Source organism: Anoxybacillus amylolyticus (genome assembly GCF_001634285.1).
Classification (GTDB): Bacteria; Bacillota; Bacilli; order Bacillales; family Anoxybacillaceae; genus Anoxybacteroides; species Anoxybacteroides amylolyticum.
Genome location: NZ_CP015438.1, coordinates 1,815,958 through 1,833,755, shown reverse-complemented (window position 1 = coordinate 1,833,755; position 17,798 = coordinate 1,815,958). Strand labels below are relative to the sequence as shown.

At 43.8% G+C, this 17,798-nt stretch carries 18 protein-coding genes and 1 other RNA gene; 4 read left to right on the top strand and 15 right to left on the bottom strand.

Going from position 1 to position 17,798, the window contains the following annotated elements:
- Positions 1–2 precede the first annotated feature (2 nt).
- The 3 genes from GFC30_RS09335 to GFC30_RS09325 all read left to right on the top strand — a co-directional run bounded on the left by GFC30_RS09335 (position 3) and on the right by GFC30_RS09325 (position 3,956).
- Positions 3–1,523, top strand: coding sequence for a spore germination protein (locus GFC30_RS09335; protein WP_066324678.1), 1,521 nt, complete (start codon positions 3–5; stop codon positions 1,521–1,523).
- A complete protein-coding gene (locus GFC30_RS09330) occupies positions 1,523–2,677 on the top strand; it encodes a Ger(x)C family spore germination protein (protein WP_066324677.1) in 1,155 nt (384 codons plus the stop codon). The genes GFC30_RS09335 and GFC30_RS09330 overlap by 1 nt, the downstream gene beginning before the upstream one ends.
- Before the next feature lie 97 nt (positions 2,678–2,774).
- Entirely contained in the window at positions 2,775–3,956 is a 1,182-nt protein-coding gene (locus GFC30_RS09325) for an IS701 family transposase (RefSeq protein ID WP_066322703.1), read from the top strand.
- A 110-nt stretch (positions 3,957–4,066) separates the two neighbouring features.
- Here GFC30_RS09325 and GFC30_RS09320 read toward each other — a convergent pair whose 3' ends face one another.
- The 14 genes from GFC30_RS09320 to GFC30_RS09260 all read right to left on the bottom strand — a co-directional run bounded on the left by GFC30_RS09320 (position 4,067) and on the right by GFC30_RS09260 (position 16,357).
- Positions 4,067–4,273: a DUF6501 family protein gene (locus tag GFC30_RS09320; RefSeq protein ID WP_066324675.1), complete on the bottom strand. Its 207-nt coding sequence runs from the start codon at positions 4,271–4,273 to the stop codon at positions 4,067–4,069.
- Positions 4,274–4,325: 52 nt separating this feature from the next.
- Positions 4,326–4,484 (bottom strand): DUF2639 domain-containing protein, encoded by a 159-nt coding sequence (locus tag GFC30_RS16540; RefSeq protein ID WP_084256269.1) that lies wholly within the window; start codon positions 4,482–4,484, stop codon positions 4,326–4,328.
- Between the two features lie 85 nt (positions 4,485–4,569).
- Complete coding sequence (locus tag GFC30_RS09315) at positions 4,570–6,078, bottom strand: DHA2 family efflux MFS transporter permease subunit (RefSeq protein ID WP_409978518.1); 1,509 nt, start codon at positions 6,076–6,078, stop codon at positions 4,570–4,572.
- Between the two features lie 156 nt (positions 6,079–6,234).
- The gene (locus GFC30_RS09310; protein ID WP_179946299.1) at positions 6,235–6,867 is read right to left on the bottom strand and encodes an HlyD family secretion protein; all 633 of its coding nucleotides are present in this window, start codon (positions 6,865–6,867) and stop codon (positions 6,235–6,237) included.
- A gap of 10 nt (positions 6,868–6,877) precedes the next feature.
- Positions 6,878–7,318, bottom strand: a complete 441-nt coding sequence (locus GFC30_RS09305; protein ID WP_066324670.1) for a MarR family winged helix-turn-helix transcriptional regulator — start codon at positions 7,316–7,318, stop codon at positions 6,878–6,880.
- A gap of 116 nt (positions 7,319–7,434) precedes the next feature.
- Positions 7,435–7,624, bottom strand: a non-coding RNA gene (ssrS, locus tag GFC30_RS09300) — 6S RNA.
- A 39-nt stretch (positions 7,625–7,663) separates the two neighbouring features.
- On the bottom strand, positions 7,664–9,202 hold the full coding sequence (locus GFC30_RS09295) for an acyl-CoA carboxylase subunit beta (RefSeq protein WP_066324668.1): 1,539 nt from the start codon (positions 9,200–9,202) through the stop codon (positions 7,664–7,666).
- Positions 9,203–9,206: 4 nt separating this feature from the next.
- The gene (locus GFC30_RS09290) at positions 9,207–9,983 is read right to left on the bottom strand and encodes an enoyl-CoA hydratase (protein WP_066324667.1); all 777 of its coding nucleotides are present in this window, start codon (positions 9,981–9,983) and stop codon (positions 9,207–9,209) included.
- Positions 9,984–10,088: 105 nt separating this feature from the next.
- Positions 10,089–10,997 carry a hydroxymethylglutaryl-CoA lyase gene (locus GFC30_RS09285; RefSeq protein WP_066324666.1) on the bottom strand — a complete coding sequence of 303 codons (909 nt, stop codon included), beginning with the start codon at positions 10,995–10,997 and terminating at the stop codon, positions 10,089–10,091.
- Between the two features lie 111 nt (positions 10,998–11,108).
- Entirely contained in the window at positions 11,109–11,321 is a 213-nt protein-coding gene (locus tag GFC30_RS09280) for an acetyl-CoA carboxylase biotin carboxyl carrier protein subunit (RefSeq protein ID WP_066324665.1), read from the bottom strand.
- An 81-nt stretch (positions 11,322–11,402) separates the two neighbouring features.
- Positions 11,403–12,755, bottom strand: coding sequence for an acetyl-CoA carboxylase biotin carboxylase subunit (gene accC, locus GFC30_RS09275; RefSeq protein WP_066324663.1), 1,353 nt, complete (start codon positions 12,753–12,755; stop codon positions 11,403–11,405).
- Between the two features lie 9 nt (positions 12,756–12,764).
- Entirely contained in the window at positions 12,765–14,411 is a 1,647-nt protein-coding gene (locus tag GFC30_RS09270; RefSeq protein ID WP_084256267.1) for an AMP-binding protein, read from the bottom strand.
- A 41-nt stretch (positions 14,412–14,452) separates the two neighbouring features.
- Entirely contained in the window at positions 14,453–15,595 is a 1,143-nt protein-coding gene (locus GFC30_RS09265) for an acyl-CoA dehydrogenase (protein ID WP_066324661.1), read from the bottom strand.
- Positions 15,596–15,721: 126 nt separating this feature from the next.
- Positions 15,722–16,357 (bottom strand): TetR/AcrR family transcriptional regulator, encoded by a 636-nt coding sequence (locus GFC30_RS09260; RefSeq protein WP_066324658.1) that lies wholly within the window; start codon positions 16,355–16,357, stop codon positions 15,722–15,724.
- A 146-nt stretch (positions 16,358–16,503) separates the two neighbouring features.
- Here GFC30_RS09260 and GFC30_RS09255 point away from each other — a divergent pair, with 146 nt between their 5' ends.
- Entirely contained in the window at positions 16,504–17,046 is a 543-nt protein-coding gene (locus GFC30_RS09255; RefSeq protein ID WP_066324656.1) for a flavodoxin family protein, read from the top strand.
- A gap of 74 nt (positions 17,047–17,120) precedes the next feature.
- On the opposite strand, the gene GFC30_RS09250 is transcribed toward GFC30_RS09255, so the two are convergent.
- Entirely contained in the window at positions 17,121–17,732 is a 612-nt protein-coding gene (locus GFC30_RS09250) for a sterol desaturase family protein (protein ID WP_409978483.1), read from the bottom strand.
- Positions 17,733–17,798 lie beyond the last annotated feature (66 nt).

The following is a 17,798-nucleotide window of genomic DNA, read 5'->3' as shown; positions in this document are numbered from 1 at the left end:
TAATGCAAATTCCTGTTCGAGCATCAAAACATGAGCAAAAAACTAATGACCATAACGCTAATCACACCATCTTAATCACCGAACAATCCCTACGCCAACTATACTCGTATTGCAAAGATGTTGCTATTCTTACTTCTACTATTCAAACGGGAAACCATATCCCAATGACGATGGTGTTTATTTATTGTGAGGAACTATGTGATTCAAGACAATTGAAAGAAGTCGTGTTTCCAATGTTTCATAATATGTGCCGAAACTATCCTTGTCAAACCGTTGAAGAAATTGAGGCGAACAAATTTATGCCGATGCAGCTAATGGGAAAGGAAGTTCGGGTTGATGACCTCAATTATCTTTTGTTTAATGGAGATTTGCTTATTTATTTTCAAGAAGCAGATGTTTTATATTCGTTAACACTAGCCAATCCACCAAATCGTACTCCAGAAGAACCGAACACAGAAGTATCGATTCGCGGTCCAAAAGATGGATTTATTGAGGAAATTTCAAAAAATGTCGCTCTCATTCGTAAACGGATGAAATCACACCAACTAGCGTATGAATTGTTTGTTGTCGGGACAAGAAGCCAAACAAAAGTAGGTTTATTATATGTAAAAGACATTGCAAACACACAAATCATTGATGAGGTAAGGAAACGAATTTTAAATTTAAATATGGATGCGATTACTAGCACTAACCAATTAGAAGAGCTAATCGGCGACAAACGTTTCTCTTTATTTCCTTTGTTCGGATATACTGGAAGAGCAGACTATGCTGTCAATTGCTTATTAAATGGTCGGTTTGTTCTTATGGTAGATGGAACCCCGACGGTTATGATAGGTCCGGGAAATCTAACCTTTTTATTAAATACATCAGAAGATAATAATACAGCCTTTTTTTTCGTGGCATTTCAGAGAATATTGCGATTGTTTGGGATTTCCGTATCGATTTATTTACCTGGTTTCTGGGTTTGCCTAACCTCCTTTCATCCATATGAGCTTCCTTTTACATTGTTGGCAACCCTTGTACTTTCAAGACAGGGAGTCCCGCTCCCTGTCACATTAGAAATGTTTTTAATGCTTGGGTTATTTGAAGTTTTTAAAGAAGCGGGAATGCGACTGCCAATTGCGGTTGGGCAAACATTATCGGTTGTAGGTGGACTTATTATTGGTCAGGCCGCTATTGATGCGGGATTGGCTGCTCCTCCTACCCTTGTTGTTACAGCTATTTCTATAATTGCTACCTTTACGTTAGTTAATCAAAATTTAGCGGGGGCAGTTACACTGTTGCGGTTTATTGTGCTCGTGTTTTCTTCTGTTTTTGGGTTATTTGGATTTATCGTTTCGCTGTTTTTTTTATTAACGTATGTGGCTAATTTAACAACATTTGGGGTTCCCTATTTAGCACCTCTCTCTCCACCAAGCATGGATATAGTAAAAGTAATTATTCCTAATACATGGAAAAAATTCAATAAAAGAGCAGGTTTATTACATCCGAAAGATACCACGCCAAAAAAGGAGGATAACTAATGCTCAAACGGATCGTCCCCCTTCTTCTTTCTGTTTTCCTATTGACTGGATGTTGGGGGACAAAAAATATTGACCATGTTGTCTATATTCACTCAGTTGGAATTGATTATAAAAATAATAAATTTATTGTATATGTTCAGCTCATTAGCTTTACAGGCTTAGCTAAAGCGGAAGCAGGAGGCGGGCAACAAAAAATCAATACCACTGTTGGAAAGGCAACAGGAAAAACATTTAACATTGTCACGGATAACATTTATCCCTCCATTCAACAAATGGTGTCATGGGGACATGTGAAAGCAATAGTTTTTACAGATCGTGCATTAAAACGGGCTCCCCTTGAAGATGTGTTTGATGTACTTGACCGATATAATGAGATTCGTCATACACTTTGGGTGTATGCAACAAAAGAACGGTTGGATAAGCTTTTTTCTACTGTTCCATTACTACAAGCATCCGTCTATTTTTCGTTGTTAGCTAATCCGATAGAAATTTTCGAGCAAAGTTCCTTTATCCGCCCGATCCGTCTAAATCGTTTTGTTGCGGATATAAATGAACCCGGGAAAACCGTACGAATTCCCTATCTTACCATTTCAAAAACACATTGGGAGGAGAACCACAAAATAAAACCGATGTTAGCCGTGTCTGGTATTTGCTTTTTAAAACACTATAAATTGCAAACATGCATCAATCGTTCCGATTTAAAAGGAATGCGTTGGGTTGAAAAAGATATTTCCCGTACTCCTATTTATGTAAAAAAAGGGGGAAATGTTGTTGCTTCTATCGTTGTACTTGGTCCAACTTCAACAATTTCTTATAAACAAAACACATCGTTTCCTCAATTTACGATAGAAATAAAAGCAAAAGGAAGCCTGATCGAACTGAGGAAACCGTTAACAGAGAAGCAACTCCTTGCTCTAGCGAAAAAAACAGTGGAACAAGAAGTGAGGGATTTATATATGAGGGGGTTGACACACCACATCGATATATTTAATCTTTCCGAGACATTATATCAAGAAAGACCAAAAGAGTGGAAGAAAGTATCCGTTAATGGAAGTATTCCTCTGAGAAAAGAGACGTTGAAAACCGTTAAAGTCGATCTTTCTATTGATACCTCTGGTACTCGTAAATTTACTGTAGATGAGCAAAATCGATAACATAAATTTACATTGAGACAAAAAAGAAGACATGAACCCGATTCCTTGGTTAGAATAGATGTGCTACCAACCATTCACACAAGGAGGTTCATGTCTCATGAATAGATTAGCACATCATCAAGGAATCCACAAGTTTTTCACGACGTTGGGGTTGGCGCTTTATTTCTCGAAACCTGTGATGAAGCATCTCGTTCATATCGTGGATGCGATGGTGACGAAAGGTTTTTCGGGAACGTTGACCGATCTACATCATGGGAGTTTTCATCCGAACCATCGCACGACACTGAGCCATTTTTTCACGAAAAGTCCGTGGGATGAAGAGACATTGCTCCGCAAACTCCAGCAGTGGATGCTTCATCGTGTCGAACGCATCGCCAAACAGAAGAATCAACCCATTTTTGTTTCCATCGATGATACGATTTGCCAAAAAACGAAGCCTTCGTCACGGGCAACATGCGCTATTCAAGGGTGTGATTGGCATTATTCTCACACAGAGAAAAAATCGATTTGGGGGCATTCTCTCGTTTGGCTCATGGTTCATACGATGACTCAAGCGTTTCCGTTTGCTTTTCGCCCCTACGACAAGGAGGCTGGAAAAAGCAAAGGAAAACTCGCGATTGAGATGCTTTCTTCTTTGGATGTGAGTCGTCCTGTTTATGTACTGATGGACTCTTGGTATCCATCGAAAGCACTCGTGGAAGCCTGCTTGAAAAAAGGGTTCCACGTCATCGCGATGCTTAAGACGAACCGGATTCTCTATCCGAAAGGCATCGCCATCCAAGCGAAGCAGTTTGCCCGCTATCTCGAACCGAATGACACCCGCCTCGTCACGGTGGGAGAAGAGCGCTATCGCGTCTATCGTTACGAAGGAGCGCTCAACGGTCTCGATGATGCGGTGGTGCTACTTGTTTGGAAAGCCGATCAACCGATGACACCGGAACATCTTCATTGCGTCTTGAGCACCGATTGGGAGCTAAGCGACGAAGACATCTTGCGCTACTATGCCGAGCGTTGGTCGATCGAATGTTTTTTCCGTCAAGCGAAAGACCAGCTGAAACTCGATGGGTACCGCGTTCGTCATCATCGAGCGGTGAAACGTTACTGGATCTTGGTGCAGCTTGCTTACGTGTACAGCCTATTCGAGTCTAACAGCGATTTTTCGGATGGGCTCGATCTCCTGCGCAAGAGAAAAGGACATAGCCTCGTGGAGTTCATTTACCATGCAGCGAAACAAAATATTCCCATTGATACCGTGAAAAAACAGCTCCACGTGGCATAAGGGGTACCCTGTTTGTCTCTTTTACATGGTAATTATTGTAATTGAAATTGCTCAACTACAGTAAATTTAAATAATTCTACCTTCTTCCTTTGCACTATGAAAGAGGCGAGTCAATTCGCCTCTTTAAAATAATCTTTATAAAACCCGCCGACTTTTCCTGTATTATCAACGATAAAGTAAAATTCTTCTGTTTCGTTTTTCACCTCATACGTTTTGCCTGGGGTCAATACGCGGTTGACGACGTATTTTTCGGCATTCGTATGTACACATTTCACTTTCTTCATCGTCGGACGGTTCAGCCAAGTATGATGGATCATCTTCCTACTCCTTTCATCATCCGTTACTCCTTCTATTGTAGCGATCTTTGCCTTATTGCGCAATACGTCCTTTTTGTACATATTTTTCGTACAGTCCATACAAAATCGCAGCTTTATACGTTTCCAACTTTTTTCGCTCGACAGGATGACGATGAATACCGCTCTTTTTTAATTGCTCCACAAGCCAGCCTTTTGATCCGAAATAAGCCACTAATACTCCCCCTTTTCCTTTGCTTGTCTTATATGTATGAAAAGGGTGGAGCGATTATGAAAAAAGCTGACCGGTCACTTACCGATCAGCTCTCTTGTACAGCGGATTGTTTCTTTTTCCCTTTTAAGAAGAAGGATAAAATGAGCGCTACTAACGCTAGTACGGTCGCCACGATAAACGCATCGTTAATGCCTTCTACCGCGGAACGTTGTTGCACTAATCCGTACAGTAATTGGGTGACCGCTTCATCGCTCGGAATGAGCCGTTTCAGATGTGCCACCGTCTCGACAGCGATTGGGTTATCGCTTGTCAATTCATTGCGATAATTTTCCGCGTGAAATTTCGCCCGGTTAGACATCACCGTAACAAGAAACGCTGTTCCTAACGAAGAAGCGACTTGGCGCAACGTATTCGCGGCTGCCGTTCCGTGGCTATACAAGTGGCGTGGCAATACGTTTAATCCCGCCGTCATAATCGTCATCGACAGCATCGACATGCCAAGCATCCGGAAAATATAGAGCCATAAAATATGTCGATACGGTGTATCTAACGTTAGTTGGCTAAATTCCCATGTCGTCACAACTGTTATAATCAGCCCGACAATCGCTAACGACCGAACGCCAATCCTGTCAAAAATCATTCCCGAAATCGGTGACATAATCGCCATCACAATCGCGCCAGGCAACAGAAGCAACCCCGAATCAAGCGGAGTAAAGCCACGGATATTTTGTAAATACACAGGCAACAGAACCATCGCGGCAAATAATGCCATATTTAACACGCAGCCAATAATCGTCGTCAGCGTAAACACGCTGTATTTAAAGACACGCAAATTTAAAATCGGATGTTCGGCTGTAAAACAACGCCAAGTAAACAAAATAAGGAAAAAGACACCAATCGCAATCGAAACCGCTACTTCCGTACTCCCCCAACCGTTGCTACCAGCTTCACTAAAACCGTATAACACGCCGCCAAAGCCAAGGGTAGAGTAGATAGCCCCACGAACATCTAATGTCGGATTGGTCGTTTTTGGCGTATTTTTTAACCAAAGAAAGGCTAATACAATATCGATAATCACAATCGGCAAAACGATATCAAACAGAAGACGCCATGAATAATGTTCCACTAGCCACCCAGATAACGTCGGACCAATCGCTGGGGCAAACATCATCGCGATCCCAACCGTTCCCATCGCTACCCCTCGTTTTTCCGGCGGGAAAATCGTTAGCATTACAACCATCATCAGCTGCATAATAATGCCTGCGCCAACCGCTTGAATTAACCGACCGGTTAAAATCACTGCAAACGATTGGGCGAACGAACAGATGAGCGCCCCGACAGCGAAAAACGCCATACCTGAAAGAAATAGTTTTTTCGTCGGAAATTTCGCGATTAAAAACGGACTAATTGGAATCAATACCCCGTTGACGAGCATATAGCCGGTCACAAGCCATTGGATCGTTGACGTTTCCACATTCAAGTCTCCCATCATATGAGGGAGCGCTACGTTAATTAATGTTTGGTTTAAAATCGCAACAAACGCCCCAAGCATAATCGTCGCTACGACTTTCGCTCGACTTGTTCCTAATGTCATATCCCCCGCTGCTTGAGGGGCGATTTCTTTTTCCGCTATGATTTCCTCTTCTTGTACGTTCGTTTGTTTTTTCTTTCTTAACATATAATTAAACAGCCCTAGCACAAGAAGGGAAAAGAAGATGTACCCCGTGAAAAACGTTGACATCATCATCACCTACTTATGAATGCGAACGGTGACGTTCATTCCTGGTACAAGTCCCGCCCCATTATAGTCATCAATAGAAATCGTAATCGGAATGACTTGTGTCACTTTTGTATAGTTGCCTGTCGTATTCGAGCTTGGCAACAAGCTAAACGTATTCGCAGTGGCGAACCCTAACTTTTCTACTTTTCCTGTAAATTTACGGTCTGGATAAGCATCGACGTAAATATCGACATCTTGCCCTGTTTTAATGTCTTCGATTTTTGTTTCTTCGATATTGGCAGTAACCCATAAGTGCGATAAGTCGTATCCACGCGCTAGAGGAACTGTTGGCGCAACAAGCGAGTTGGTGACTGCACTTTGCTGAACGATTGTCATATGATGTGGAACGGTAATCGGAAACGTATTTTTTCCGTCCGACACTGCGCCAATTTGGTCACCGCTACTAAACGTTTTCCCAATATCGCCAGACCAATCGACTAATTTTCCTGCCGTCGGAGGTACGATAGAAATTGCTTGCCCGTCAATCCGTGCGTTGTCTGTCTTAATGTAATTCGTTGTTTCATTGACATAGTAATAAGCCGCAATCCCCCCTGCTACTAGTAAAAGCAATACAATAATGTTTAACGTAATTAAACGTTTCATGCTCACCGGTTCATTCCTCCCCTAATAAAATCGTTTTTACTTTTTGTTGTAGCGATAGTAATATTTCCATCTCCTCTTTTGCGAGCGTTGTTTCTACTTTTTGCAATCGCTGAATTAGAAGCGATTCGTCATTGAACGCTTCTTGTAGTTTTTCTTTTCCTTTTTCTGAAAGGTGAAGCGTAACCGCACGCCGGTCTTCTTTTGATGGCTTGCGTATGACCAATCCCGCACTGACAAGGCGTTCAATCGTCCCGCTAATCGTGCTATTGCTCATGTTTAATTTTTCTGCTAAATCGTTTAAGCGGATGTTTTCTTTTTTCGATAACGTATAAAGAATGATTAGCTGTAGTTCTGTAATCCCTACTCTTGTAGCGTCCTCTCGAATTAAGGTGTATAGCGCTTTGCGAATTCGAAATACAGAGTACATCATTTCCCGACCGAATGCTTCCACCTTATCCCCTCCTTTCTAACTGAAATAATTCGAATACGAACTATTCGTGTGCGAATTATGATTATACTATGTTTGTAGGAAAAAAGCAAACGAACCGACCTTTTTTGATCGGTTCGTTTGCCGCCGCGAGTTGCCGTTGGGTGAATGCAGTTTCTCAACCACACTCCACTACGTGGGTGTTCGCAGAAACATTCGTGTCGTCCCTATTTCCGCATCGTAGGGCATGACATTCCCGTTTCGATGTAGAACTCCCTCTTTTCAGCCATCGGTTGAAACTTCATTCGTTCACGTACACCGCAGCGATGATTATTATCATACATAATCTTTTTCCTTTTGGCAAGTCCATTAGACTGGATAGACGCCGTGCTTTCGTTCAGAGAACGTCATGTATTTCGAACGATACGCATCAAAACGGCGAATTAATTCTTCCCGCAATGAATTCGGAGCGATAATCCCGTCAATCACCATTTCCGAAGCGAGACGGTAAATATCGATATCGCGGCGATATTCTTCCCGTTTTTGCTCAATAAATGCCGGGCGTTCTTCTTCTGGAAGCTCGGCAATTTTATTCGCATATACGGCATTTACCGCTGCTTCTGGCCCCATGACTGCAATTTGCGCGTTCGGGAACGCTAGACAGCAATCCGGTTCAAATGCTGGTCCTGCCATCGCATAAAGTCCAGCGCCGTACGCTTTGCGAACGATCACCGATATTTTCGGCACGGTTGCCTCCGACATCGCCGAAATCATTTTTGCCCCATGGCGAATAATGCCTGCGCGTTCTACTTTTGTGCCGATCATAAATCCAGGGATGTCGGCTAAAAAGAGAAGCGGAATATGGAACGCATCGCAAAGCGTAATAAATTTTGCAGCTTTATCGGCTGAGTCATGGAACAAGACGCCGCCTTTGACGCGCGGCTGATTTGCGATAATGCCAATCGGTTCGCCGTTTAAGCGAGCAAGCCCTGTAATCAGTTCAGGCGCAAACAATTTTTTAATTTCGCAAAACGAACCTTCGTCGATAAACCGTTCGATTAAATCGTACATGTTAAACGGCGCATTTTGGTTGACTGGCAAAATGTCCTCGATCGTTTTTTCAAACGTTCTTGGCGGTCTTACTTCATGAATAGGTGGCTTCTCGCTAAAATTCGCTGGAAAATACGATAAATACTTCCGCGCAAACTGAATGGCTTCTTCTTCTGTCTTAACAAGCACATCGCCGCAACCGGATACGCTGCAATGCATGCGCGCTCCACCCATTTCTTCGAGCGTTACTTTTTCCCCGATGACCATTTCTGCCATGCGTGGAGAGCCTAAATACATTGATGCGTTTCCTTCGACCATAATGACGATATCGCAAAACGCTGGAATGTAGGCACCGCCAGCAGCAGATGGTCCGAACAATAAACAAATTTGCGGCACTTTTCCTGAAAGTTTGACTTGGTTGTAAAAAATACGCCCTGCTCCGCGGCGTCCAGGGAACATTTCAATTTGGTCAGTAATGCGCGCACCAGCGGAGTCGACTAAATATAAAATCGGGCAGCGAAGTTTTTCAGCTGTTTCTTGAATGCGAATAATTTTTTCAACCGTTCGCGCTCCCCACGACCCTGCTTTGACGGTCGAGTCGTTAGCCATGACGCATACCGTTTGCCCGTTAATTTTCCCGACTCCAGTGACAACACCATCGGCAGGAAGACCGTCCGCAAGACAATTAGCAAACAAAGCATCTTCAAACTGCATGCCATCGTCAAATAGCAACTTCAAGCGGTCGCGGACGAACAACTTCCCTTGTTCCGCGTTTTTTCGATGGTATTTTTGTTCTCCACCTTGCTCGATTTGCTTTGTGCGTTCCATTAATGTTTCTGTTAGTGTTTTTCCGTTCATAGCTCTACTCCCCTTTGTAGACCGGTGTTCGTTTTTCTTTAAAAGCCGCTAGCGCTTCTAAACGGTCTTTTGTCGGAATCGTGACTTCATACGCCATTTGTTCGATTTTTAATCCTGTAGATAAATCGACGTCAAGCCCGCGGTTAATGGCAAGTTTTGCTTGGACGACGGCAATTGGACCGTTTTGGGCAATTTGTTGCGCAAGTTCGTTGGCTTTTAGAAGCAATTGTTCACGTGGCACGACGTGTTCGACAAGCCCGATATCTAGTGCTTCCGTAGCGGAAATGCGTTTTGCGGTGAAGATGAGTTCTTTTGCTTTTCCTACCCCAATTAAGCGAGGAAGCCGCTGCGTTCCTCCAGCGCCTGGAATAATAGCCAGTGATGTTTCGGTTAAGCCGAGCAGTGCATGGTCAGCAGCAATACGAATATCACACGCCAGTGCCAATTCCAATCCTCCGCCGAACGCCGAACCGTTCAGCGCACAAATGACTGGCTGTGGAAGTTGTTCAAAGGCGTTAATGGTGTCGCGAATAAGCGCAACGGTTTGGCGCACTTCCGTTTCGTTCATGCCGGCGCGCTCTTTTAAATCTGCACCTGCACAAAACACTTTTTCTCCGCTCCCAGTAACGATGACTGTGCGGACATTTTTGGCGAATTTCAATTCACGTATCAATTGTTGCAATTCGTTCAGCAACGTTACCGATAGCGCGTTTGCTGCTTGCGGGCGATTTAGTGTAATCCACGCAACTCCATTTTCTATCGTATAAAGCACAGCTTCCATTCTCCAATCCTCCTTTGATTAGGTGAATGCGACTACATCGCATGTCGATGGTAGTCAGCAAGCGAAAGTCATAGGTAATCAGCGCCCGCGCGCTTATACTTGCCATTAAGTACGGCACGAAGCGATTGTTTGTAAATGGTGGCTATTGAGCGCTCGTCCGATTTTCTCTTGAATAAATAAGGCGGCTTCCGTTAAGCGATCGAGGTCAACGCCAGTAGAAATCCCCATGCCATGTAACATGTAAAGCAAATCGTCTGTCGCAACATTTCCTGACGCTCCTGGGGCATATGGGCAGCCTCCTAATCCACCGAGCGAACTATCAAACGTAGTAATTCCCATTTGCAACGACATAAGCACGTTGGCTAACGCTGTACCGCGCGTATCGTGAAAATGCATCGCGAGTTTTTCTTTTGGAAATCGCTTCAGTAGCACCGTAAGCACTTGTTCCACTTGGCGAGGGTTAGCGACGCCAATCGTATCGCCGAGCGACAATTCATCAATGCCCATATCGAGCAATTTTTCGGCCACATCGCTGACTTGCTCTATAGAAACCATCCCTTCATATGGACAACCGAACACGGTTGACACGTAGCCCCGCACCGTTTTTTGCGCCGCTTTCGCTTCCCGAACGACGTCAGCTAATATCGGAAACGTTTCTGCGATTGATTTGTTAATGTTTTTCCGATTGTGCGTCTCGCTTGCAGACATAAAGACAGACACTTCATCGACATTAGCGGCGAGCGCTTTTTCTAATCCTTTTTGGTTTGGAACAAGTGCAGCATACGTTACGCCTTCTATCCGTTCAATGTTCGTTGCTACTTCGTATGAATCCGACAGCTGCGGAATCCATTTTGGGGAAACGAACGATGTAATTTCAATGTATGTCAGTCCAGTGTTCGCTAGCTGTTGAATCCAAGCAATTTTGTCTTCTGTTGCAACCGTGACCGCTTCGTTTTGCAGCCCATCGCGCGGACCGACTTCTTTAATGGTGACATGCTTAGGCCATTTCATCATAATCAGGCGATTCCTCCTTTCAATTAACAATGTTGGATCTTTTTACAAGAACCGCTTTAAAAGGATAAGACTTTAAGTGGTGAGTGATTGACTTGTTTCACCTCTTTTCCCTCATTCCAATGTCAATAAAACGTCTCCTTCGTTGACGAAATCGCCTTCTTGCACATGAATTTCTTGTACCGTTCCACTGGCTTCTGCAGCAATTGGAATTTCCATTTTCATCGATTCTAAAATGACGACATCTTGCCCTTCTTCCACTTGCTCTCCTACTGTTACAACGATTTTCCATACGTTTCCTGCCATTGTGGCTACTACTTGTTTCATTGCTCGTTTTCCTCCATTTTCCTTAGGTTTTATGTAAGCAAGTCTTCCGCCTCTATCAGCGGAAGACATCTTCAGAATGGGCTATTTCGCCGACTGTTTATACAAATACGTAGCAATAAAGTTCGTGGTTGTATGTCCCGCTTGAAATGCCGAGTGGTTCAATACTTCTTGTAACATCGGAATATTCGTTTTTATCCCTTCCACTTGATAATGCTCAAGCGCTTGGATCATCCGCGCAATCGCTTCTTCTCGCGTGATGCCTTTTGTAATCAGTTTAGCAATCATCGGGTCATAAAATGGCGTGACTGCGACGCCGCTTGTTACCGCTGTTTCGTTGCGGACGTTTTCCCCTTCTGGCAATTGGAAAGCAGTAATCGTTCCTGGTGACGGGAAAAATGTTTTCGGGTCTTCCGCATAAATACGTACTTCGATGGCATGACCGTTCCGTTGGATGTCTTGTTGAGTGTAGCCTAGCCGTTCGAAAGCAGCTACCCGAAGCTGTTCTTCGACAAGATCGATGCCTGTGATTTCTTCCGTCACCGGATGTTCGACTTGAAGACGTGTATTCATTTCGAGAAAGTAGAAGTTTTTTTGTTCATCGACAAGAAATTCAATCGTTCCAGCATTCGTATAGCCAATATGTTTCGCCGCACGCACCGCTGCTTCGCCCATGCTCCGCCGCGTGTCTTCGTCTAAAAATGGCGATGGAGCTTCTTCAATCACTTTTTGATGTCGACGCTGAATCGAGCATTCCCGTTCCCATAAATACACGCAATTTCCGTGATGGTCGGCAAGAAGCTGAATTTCAATATGCCTTGGGTTTTCAATATATTTTTCTAAATACATCGCGCCATCGCCAAAGAAAGATGCCGCTCGTTTTTGGTTGCCTTCAAACGCTTTCCGCAATTCTTCCTCGGTGCGGACGATTTGCATTCCGATGCCGCCCCCGCCAGCAGATGCTTTTAACATGATCGGGTATCCAATTGTTTCCGCGGTTTTCACCGCTTCTTCCACATCTTGCAGCGGAAACGAAATGCCTGGAACGATCGGGACACCAGCTTCGGCCATCGTTTTGCGCGCTTCGATTTTGCTTCCCATGCTAGCGATGACATCCGCGTTTGGACCGATAAATACAATTCCTTCTTCTTCGCAGCGGCGGGCAAACGTTGGGTTTTCTGATAACAAGCCGTATCCTGGGTGAATGGCTTCCGCTTTTGTTTCTTTAGCAATTTCGATGATTTTTTCGATATTTAAATAGCTTTCACTCACGCGTGGTTTCCCGATGAGAAACGCTTCGTCCGCCCATTTCACATGGAGGGAATCGGCGTCCGCTTCAGAATAGACCGCGACTGTCTGAATTCCTAGCTTTTTGCACGTCCGAATGACCCGTGCAGCAATTTCCCCGCGGTTGGCAATTAAAATTTTTTTAAACATACAATCCCCCTATTCTCTGACAAGTCCAAGCCGCTGTTTTGCTTGTTCACGCAACTTGAATTTTTGAATTTTCCCTGATGCTGTCATCGGATACGCGTCGGTAAATTCAATGTAACGTGGAATTTTGTGGCGTGAAATTTTCCCGCGGCAAAATTCGCGAATTTCTTCGGCGGTTGCTGTCTGTCCTTCTTTTAAAATGATCCACGCCATCACTTCTTCTCCATATTTTTCGTCAGGGACACCGACGACTTGAACGTCTAAAATTTTCGGATGTTGATATAAAAACTCCTCGATTTCTCGCGGATAAATGTTTTCCCCACCGCGAATAATCATATCTTTTAACCGGCCTGTAATACGGCAGTATCCATTCTCATCCATGACCGCTAAATCGCCTGTATGGAGCCAACCATCTTCGTCAATCGCTTCTTTCGTCGCTTCTGGGTTGTTATAATATCCTTTCATGACGTGATAGCCGCGCGTACATAATTCCCCTTGCACGCCGCGTGGCACTTCTTCGCTCGTTCCCGGTTGAACGATTTTTACTTCGACGTTTGGAAGGGCTCTGCCGACCGTTTCGACGCGCAAATGAATAGGGTCATCTGTCCGCGTTTGCGTAATGACTGGGGATGATTCCGTTTGTCCGTAGGCAATTGTAATTTCTTTTGCACCCATTTTTTCGATGACGGCTTTCATCACCTCAATCGGACAGTTCGAGCCTGCCATAATCCCGGTGCGTAAAGACGATAAATCGAATGTTTCAAAGTCTGGGTCATTCAATTCAGCGATAAACATCGTTGGAACCCCGTGCAACGCCGTACATTTTTCGTCTTGCACTGTCTGCAATACTTGTTTTGCGTTAAATTCTTGCAGCGGTACCATCGTTGCGCCGACGGAAACGCATGCTAACGTGCCGAGGACACAACCGAAACAATGGAAAAACGGAACGGGAATACATAAACGGTCGTCTTTTGTAAGTTTCATACATTGGGCGATGTTGTAGGCGTTGTTGACAATGTTATAGTGGGTCAGCATGACTCCTTTTGGAAACCCGGTCGTTCCTGAGGTGTATTGCATGTTGATGACATCGTGCGGGTCAAGGGAGTTCATCCGTTCGTCTAGTGCTTCTTCTGTTACATCGTTGGCCATCGCCAATAAGTCGTTCCATGAATAAGTGCCTGGATAACGTTTATCGCTTAGTAAAATGACATTTTTTAATTTTGGTAGCCGTTTTGCTTTTAGTTGTCCAGGTTCGCATTCTTTTAGTTCTGGGGCAATTTCGTAAATCATTTCGATGTAAGAAGAGTCGCGATATTGTTCGATTAAAAGCAACGTAGTAGAATCCGATTGTTTTAGCAAATATTCTAATTCGGCTGTTCGATAGTTTGTATTGACCGTGACAAGCACTGCGCCCATCTTTCCAGTCGCAAATTGACAAGCGAGCCATTCTGGAGTATTCGTCGCCCAAATGGCGATATGTTCTCCTGCCTCAATGCCTAATTTCATCAATCCGCGGGCAACGAAACGGCAATAGTCGTCGAATTGTTTATACGTCATGCGTAAGCCGCGATCCGCATAGACGACCGCTTCATGGTCTGGGTGCGCTGTTGCTTTTTCCTCAAGCAATTTCCCTACTGTGATATTCAACATGTCAGCCATAAAATACCCCCTTGTTTCACCTTGCGTACGTTTCCGGTCGGTTAGCATCCAAGTTGACGGGCGATAACGAGCCGTTGAATTTCCGACGTTCCTTCGCCGATTTCCATCAGTTTAATGTCACGTAAATGGCGTTCCACCCCGTACTCTTTCATATAACCATAACCGCCGTGGATTTGAATGGCTTGGTTGCACGCGCGAAAGCCCGCTTCCGACGCGAAAAGTTTGGCGTAAGCTGCTTCTTTTGTAAACGGTTTCCCTTGGTCTTTTAACCAAGCGGCTTTGTGTACCATGTTGCGAGCGAGTTCAATTTCCATCGCCATGTCTGCCAGTTTGAATTGAATCGCTTGGAATTTCGAGATAGACTGCCCGAATTGGGTACGTTCTTTCGCGTATTGAAGCGCTTTCTCGAACGCGGCTTGTGCAATGCCAACGGCAAGTGCTGCGATGGAAATGCGTCCACCATCTAACGTGTATAAAAATTGTTTGAAGCCTTTCGTCGGATCGCCAAGCACGTTTTCTTTCGGTACACGCACGTTTTCAAAGACAAGTTCACACGTATTAGAAGCACGAACACCCATTTTGTCGTAGTTACAGCGAATCGTAAAGCCAGGGGTGTTGGTTGGGACAATAATAGCCGAGATAATATTTTTGCCGCGCTCGTCTTTGCCGGTGATAGCGGTGACAATGACTTGTCTAGCGTGTCCTGCGTTTGTAATCCAGCATTTTTCGCCGTTAATGACATATTCATCGCCATCAAGCACCGCTCTCGTTCGCGTTCCACCAGCGTCAGACCCAGCGTTTGGTTCTGTTAATCCAAACGCGCCTAACGTTTCCCCTTTTGCCATCGGAACTAGCCATTGTTGTTTTTGTTCTTCTGTCCCGAAATAATAAATCGGGCTTGCGCCAAGTGAAACAGCTGCCGCATAGCTTAGTCCAGTCCCACCGCATGCACGGCCGATTTCTTCTACGGCGATCGCATACGAAATCGTATCGCCACCTGATCCGCCGTACTGTTCCGGAAACGGGATGCCTAAAAGCCCTAGCTCGCCCATTTTTTTGAATACTTCGACAGGAAAATACGCTTCTTCATCCCATTTCGCCGCGTTCGGTACAATTTCCTTCTCCGCAAACTCCCGCACCATTTCTTTAATCATTTGTTGCTCTTTTGTGAGTGCAAAATTCATCGGTTCTCTCCCCCATTGTTTGATATATTAGAACCGACTAGTCGGTTTATAAAAAGGGCAAAGACCGACTAGTTGGTTTGTTTGCGTTGCTCAATCAATGGTTTTATTCACATCTGTAATTTTCTGTTAAATCGTTTGTTTACTTGCAAGAAAAAAGGGATTTTTTTCTATTTTTTGCTTCGCTTCCTCCGTCAAGACGGAATGTAAAATAAAATCGATAAAATGAGCTGCGATTTGTTCAATCGTCATCGGTCCGTTTGGTTTATACCATTTATACGTCCAGTTCACCATGCCAATAATGCTCATGCCGGTAATTTCAACGGAAAGTTCCGGACGAAATTCCCCTGCTTCAATTCCTTCGCGAATGACTTGGAAAATAACTTGTTTAAACTCGTCGCGCTTTTCATTAATTTGTTGCGAGTATTCTGGCCGTAAATACGTAGACTCTTGGTAAAAAACCGTAATATGCGCCTTATATAAATGGAATACTTTTACAAATGACTGAACGATCGCGCATAGCCGCTCTGTCGGTGTATGGTAATTTTTATATGCGTCTTGCGCTTTGTTTAATACATACGTAATAAATACGTCATGAATATGGTAAAGAAGCTCATCTTTTGATTTGAAATTATGGTAAAATCCACCTTTTGAAGCGTCACTTTCTGTCACAATCCGATCGACGGTGACCCCGTGGTAACCGTATTGTTCAAAAAGACGTAATGCTGTCTCGATAATTCGTTCTTTTAATGTTTTTTCTGCCATCGACAATCCCTTCGCTTTCATATTAGCATAATTTTTTGAAAAGTTAAATATTTTTTATGTTGCTATTTATAACATACGGAATCGCTGCATGAAATGTCAATCATCATTTATAATGTTAAAAAGTTAAATAGAAAGAGGTTGATCACATGAAAATATTAGTGTTAAACGGAAGTTCACGAGAAAACGGAAATACGGAGCAGCTAACGAACGTTATGATGCAAGGAGTGGCGCATACGTACGTCAACTTACGAGATTTTTACATCCAGCCGATTGTTGATAAGCGTCACGTGCTAGGTGGATTTACCGAAGTGGCCGACGATTATGAAAAACTTATTGAACTCGTCCGCGAACATGACATACTCATATTTGCGACACCGATTTATTGGTATGGAATGAGTGGACAAATGAAGTTGTTTGTCGATCGTTGGTCGCAAAGTTTACGCGATCCGCGGTTTTCATTCAAGGAGGAAATGAAGACGAAAAAAGCGTTTGTTGTCCTTTGCGGTGGAGACGATCCGTATGTGAAAGGACTTCCGCTGTTGCAACAGTTCCAATACATTTTTCAATTTTTCGGCACCGAATGGCTCGGTTATGTTATCGGGAAAGGAAATGCACCTGGAGAAGTGTTGAACGACAAACAAGCGATTCAACAAGCAAACTATTGGAAGAAAGTGTTTCGCTCTTTTTAACCTAATTCCGAGAAAAATCTCCCACTTCAAGCTAAGTGGGAGTAGTTTATCTTTCTTTCCCTTATGGGAAGAGGCTATTTTTTGTTCATCAATTGCTTTGCTGTTTCGCTTCTCGGCACGTCTTTTTCCTCTTTAAACGTACCGAATACGATGTCCATTGACGGATTCGTTACACCGAACCAAAAGTTTTCATTTTTATAGTGATGCCAAAGGTGAATTTTTTTCATCCACTTTCCCCATTTTGTTCGCGGTTGAACCGGGCGGTGTGCCACATAGTGTGTCCATTCGTAGTAAAGGAGAGCGACTGATAAACCGGCATATATTGCGAACGCATAAGCGAGTTGTGGGAAAAGAAGGTACGTAGCGATACTGATGACGATCATTTGTGGAAGACTGTACCAAATCGGCAAAAATAATCGTTCGAGGTCGTTCGGATGCACATGATGATCGTAGTGAAGGCGCTTCAGTAGCGAAAGCAAAAACGGATGCTTTGGTGGCTTCATATGAAAAAGAAACCGATGGGTCAAATATTCACTCACGACATACAGCACTATCCCGAGAAAAAACGGCAAAAAAACAACCCAATTTTCCGCCAAAACGACTGTGGCGATAAGTGAAATGAAAGCGGTTGCAGACATAAAAACAATGTCCTTTACCGAAAAAAATTCTTTTATATACTTTTCCACTTCTTCTCACCCTTTCTGTTACTTTTCATTTCTTAATCTTTATTTCGCCGCGCTCCCCCTTCATTC

Bases quoted from the DNA above. Each gene is read 5' to 3' on its own strand.
- GFC30_RS09335 (WP_066324678.1), top strand. From the start codon at position 3: ATGCAAATTCCTGTTCGAGCATCAAAACATGAGCAAAAAACTAATGAC.
- GFC30_RS09330 (WP_066324677.1), top strand. From the start codon at position 1,523: ATGCTCAAACGGATCGTCCCCCTTCTTCTTTCTGTTTTCCTATTGACT.
- GFC30_RS09325 (WP_066322703.1), top strand. From the start codon at position 2,775: ATGAATAGATTAGCACATCATCAAGGAATCCACAAGTTTTTCACGACG.
- GFC30_RS09320 (WP_066324675.1), bottom strand. From the start codon at position 4,273: ATGATCCATCATACTTGGCTGAACCGTCCGACGATGAAGAAAGTGAAA.
- GFC30_RS09315 (WP_409978518.1), bottom strand. From the start codon at position 6,078: ATGACATTAGGAACAAGTCGAGCGAAAGTCGTAGCGACGATTATGCTT.
- GFC30_RS09310 (WP_179946299.1), bottom strand. From the start codon at position 6,867: ATGAAACGTTTAATTACGTTAAACATTATTGTATTGCTTTTACTAGTA.
- GFC30_RS09295 (WP_066324668.1), bottom strand. From the start codon at position 9,202: ATGAACGGAAAAACACTAACAGAAACATTAATGGAACGCACAAAGCAA.
- GFC30_RS09290 (WP_066324667.1), bottom strand. From the start codon at position 9,983: ATGGAAGCTGTGCTTTATACGATAGAAAATGGAGTTGCGTGGATTACA.
- GFC30_RS09285 (WP_066324666.1), bottom strand. From the start codon at position 10,997: ATGATGAAATGGCCTAAGCATGTCACCATTAAAGAAGTCGGTCCGCGC.
- GFC30_RS09280 (WP_066324665.1), bottom strand. From the start codon at position 11,321: ATGAAACAAGTAGTAGCCACAATGGCAGGAAACGTATGGAAAATCGTT.
- accC (WP_066324663.1), bottom strand. From the start codon at position 12,755: ATGTTTAAAAAAATTTTAATTGCCAACCGCGGGGAAATTGCTGCACGG.
- GFC30_RS09270 (WP_084256267.1), bottom strand. From the start codon at position 14,411: ATGGCTGACATGTTGAATATCACAGTAGGGAAATTGCTTGAGGAAAAA.
- GFC30_RS09265 (WP_066324661.1), bottom strand. From the start codon at position 15,595: ATGAATTTTGCACTCACAAAAGAGCAACAAATGATTAAAGAAATGGTG.
- GFC30_RS09260 (WP_066324658.1), bottom strand. From the start codon at position 16,357: ATGGCAGAAAAAACATTAAAAGAACGAATTATCGAGACAGCATTACGT.
- GFC30_RS09255 (WP_066324656.1), top strand. From the start codon at position 16,504: ATGAAAATATTAGTGTTAAACGGAAGTTCACGAGAAAACGGAAATACG.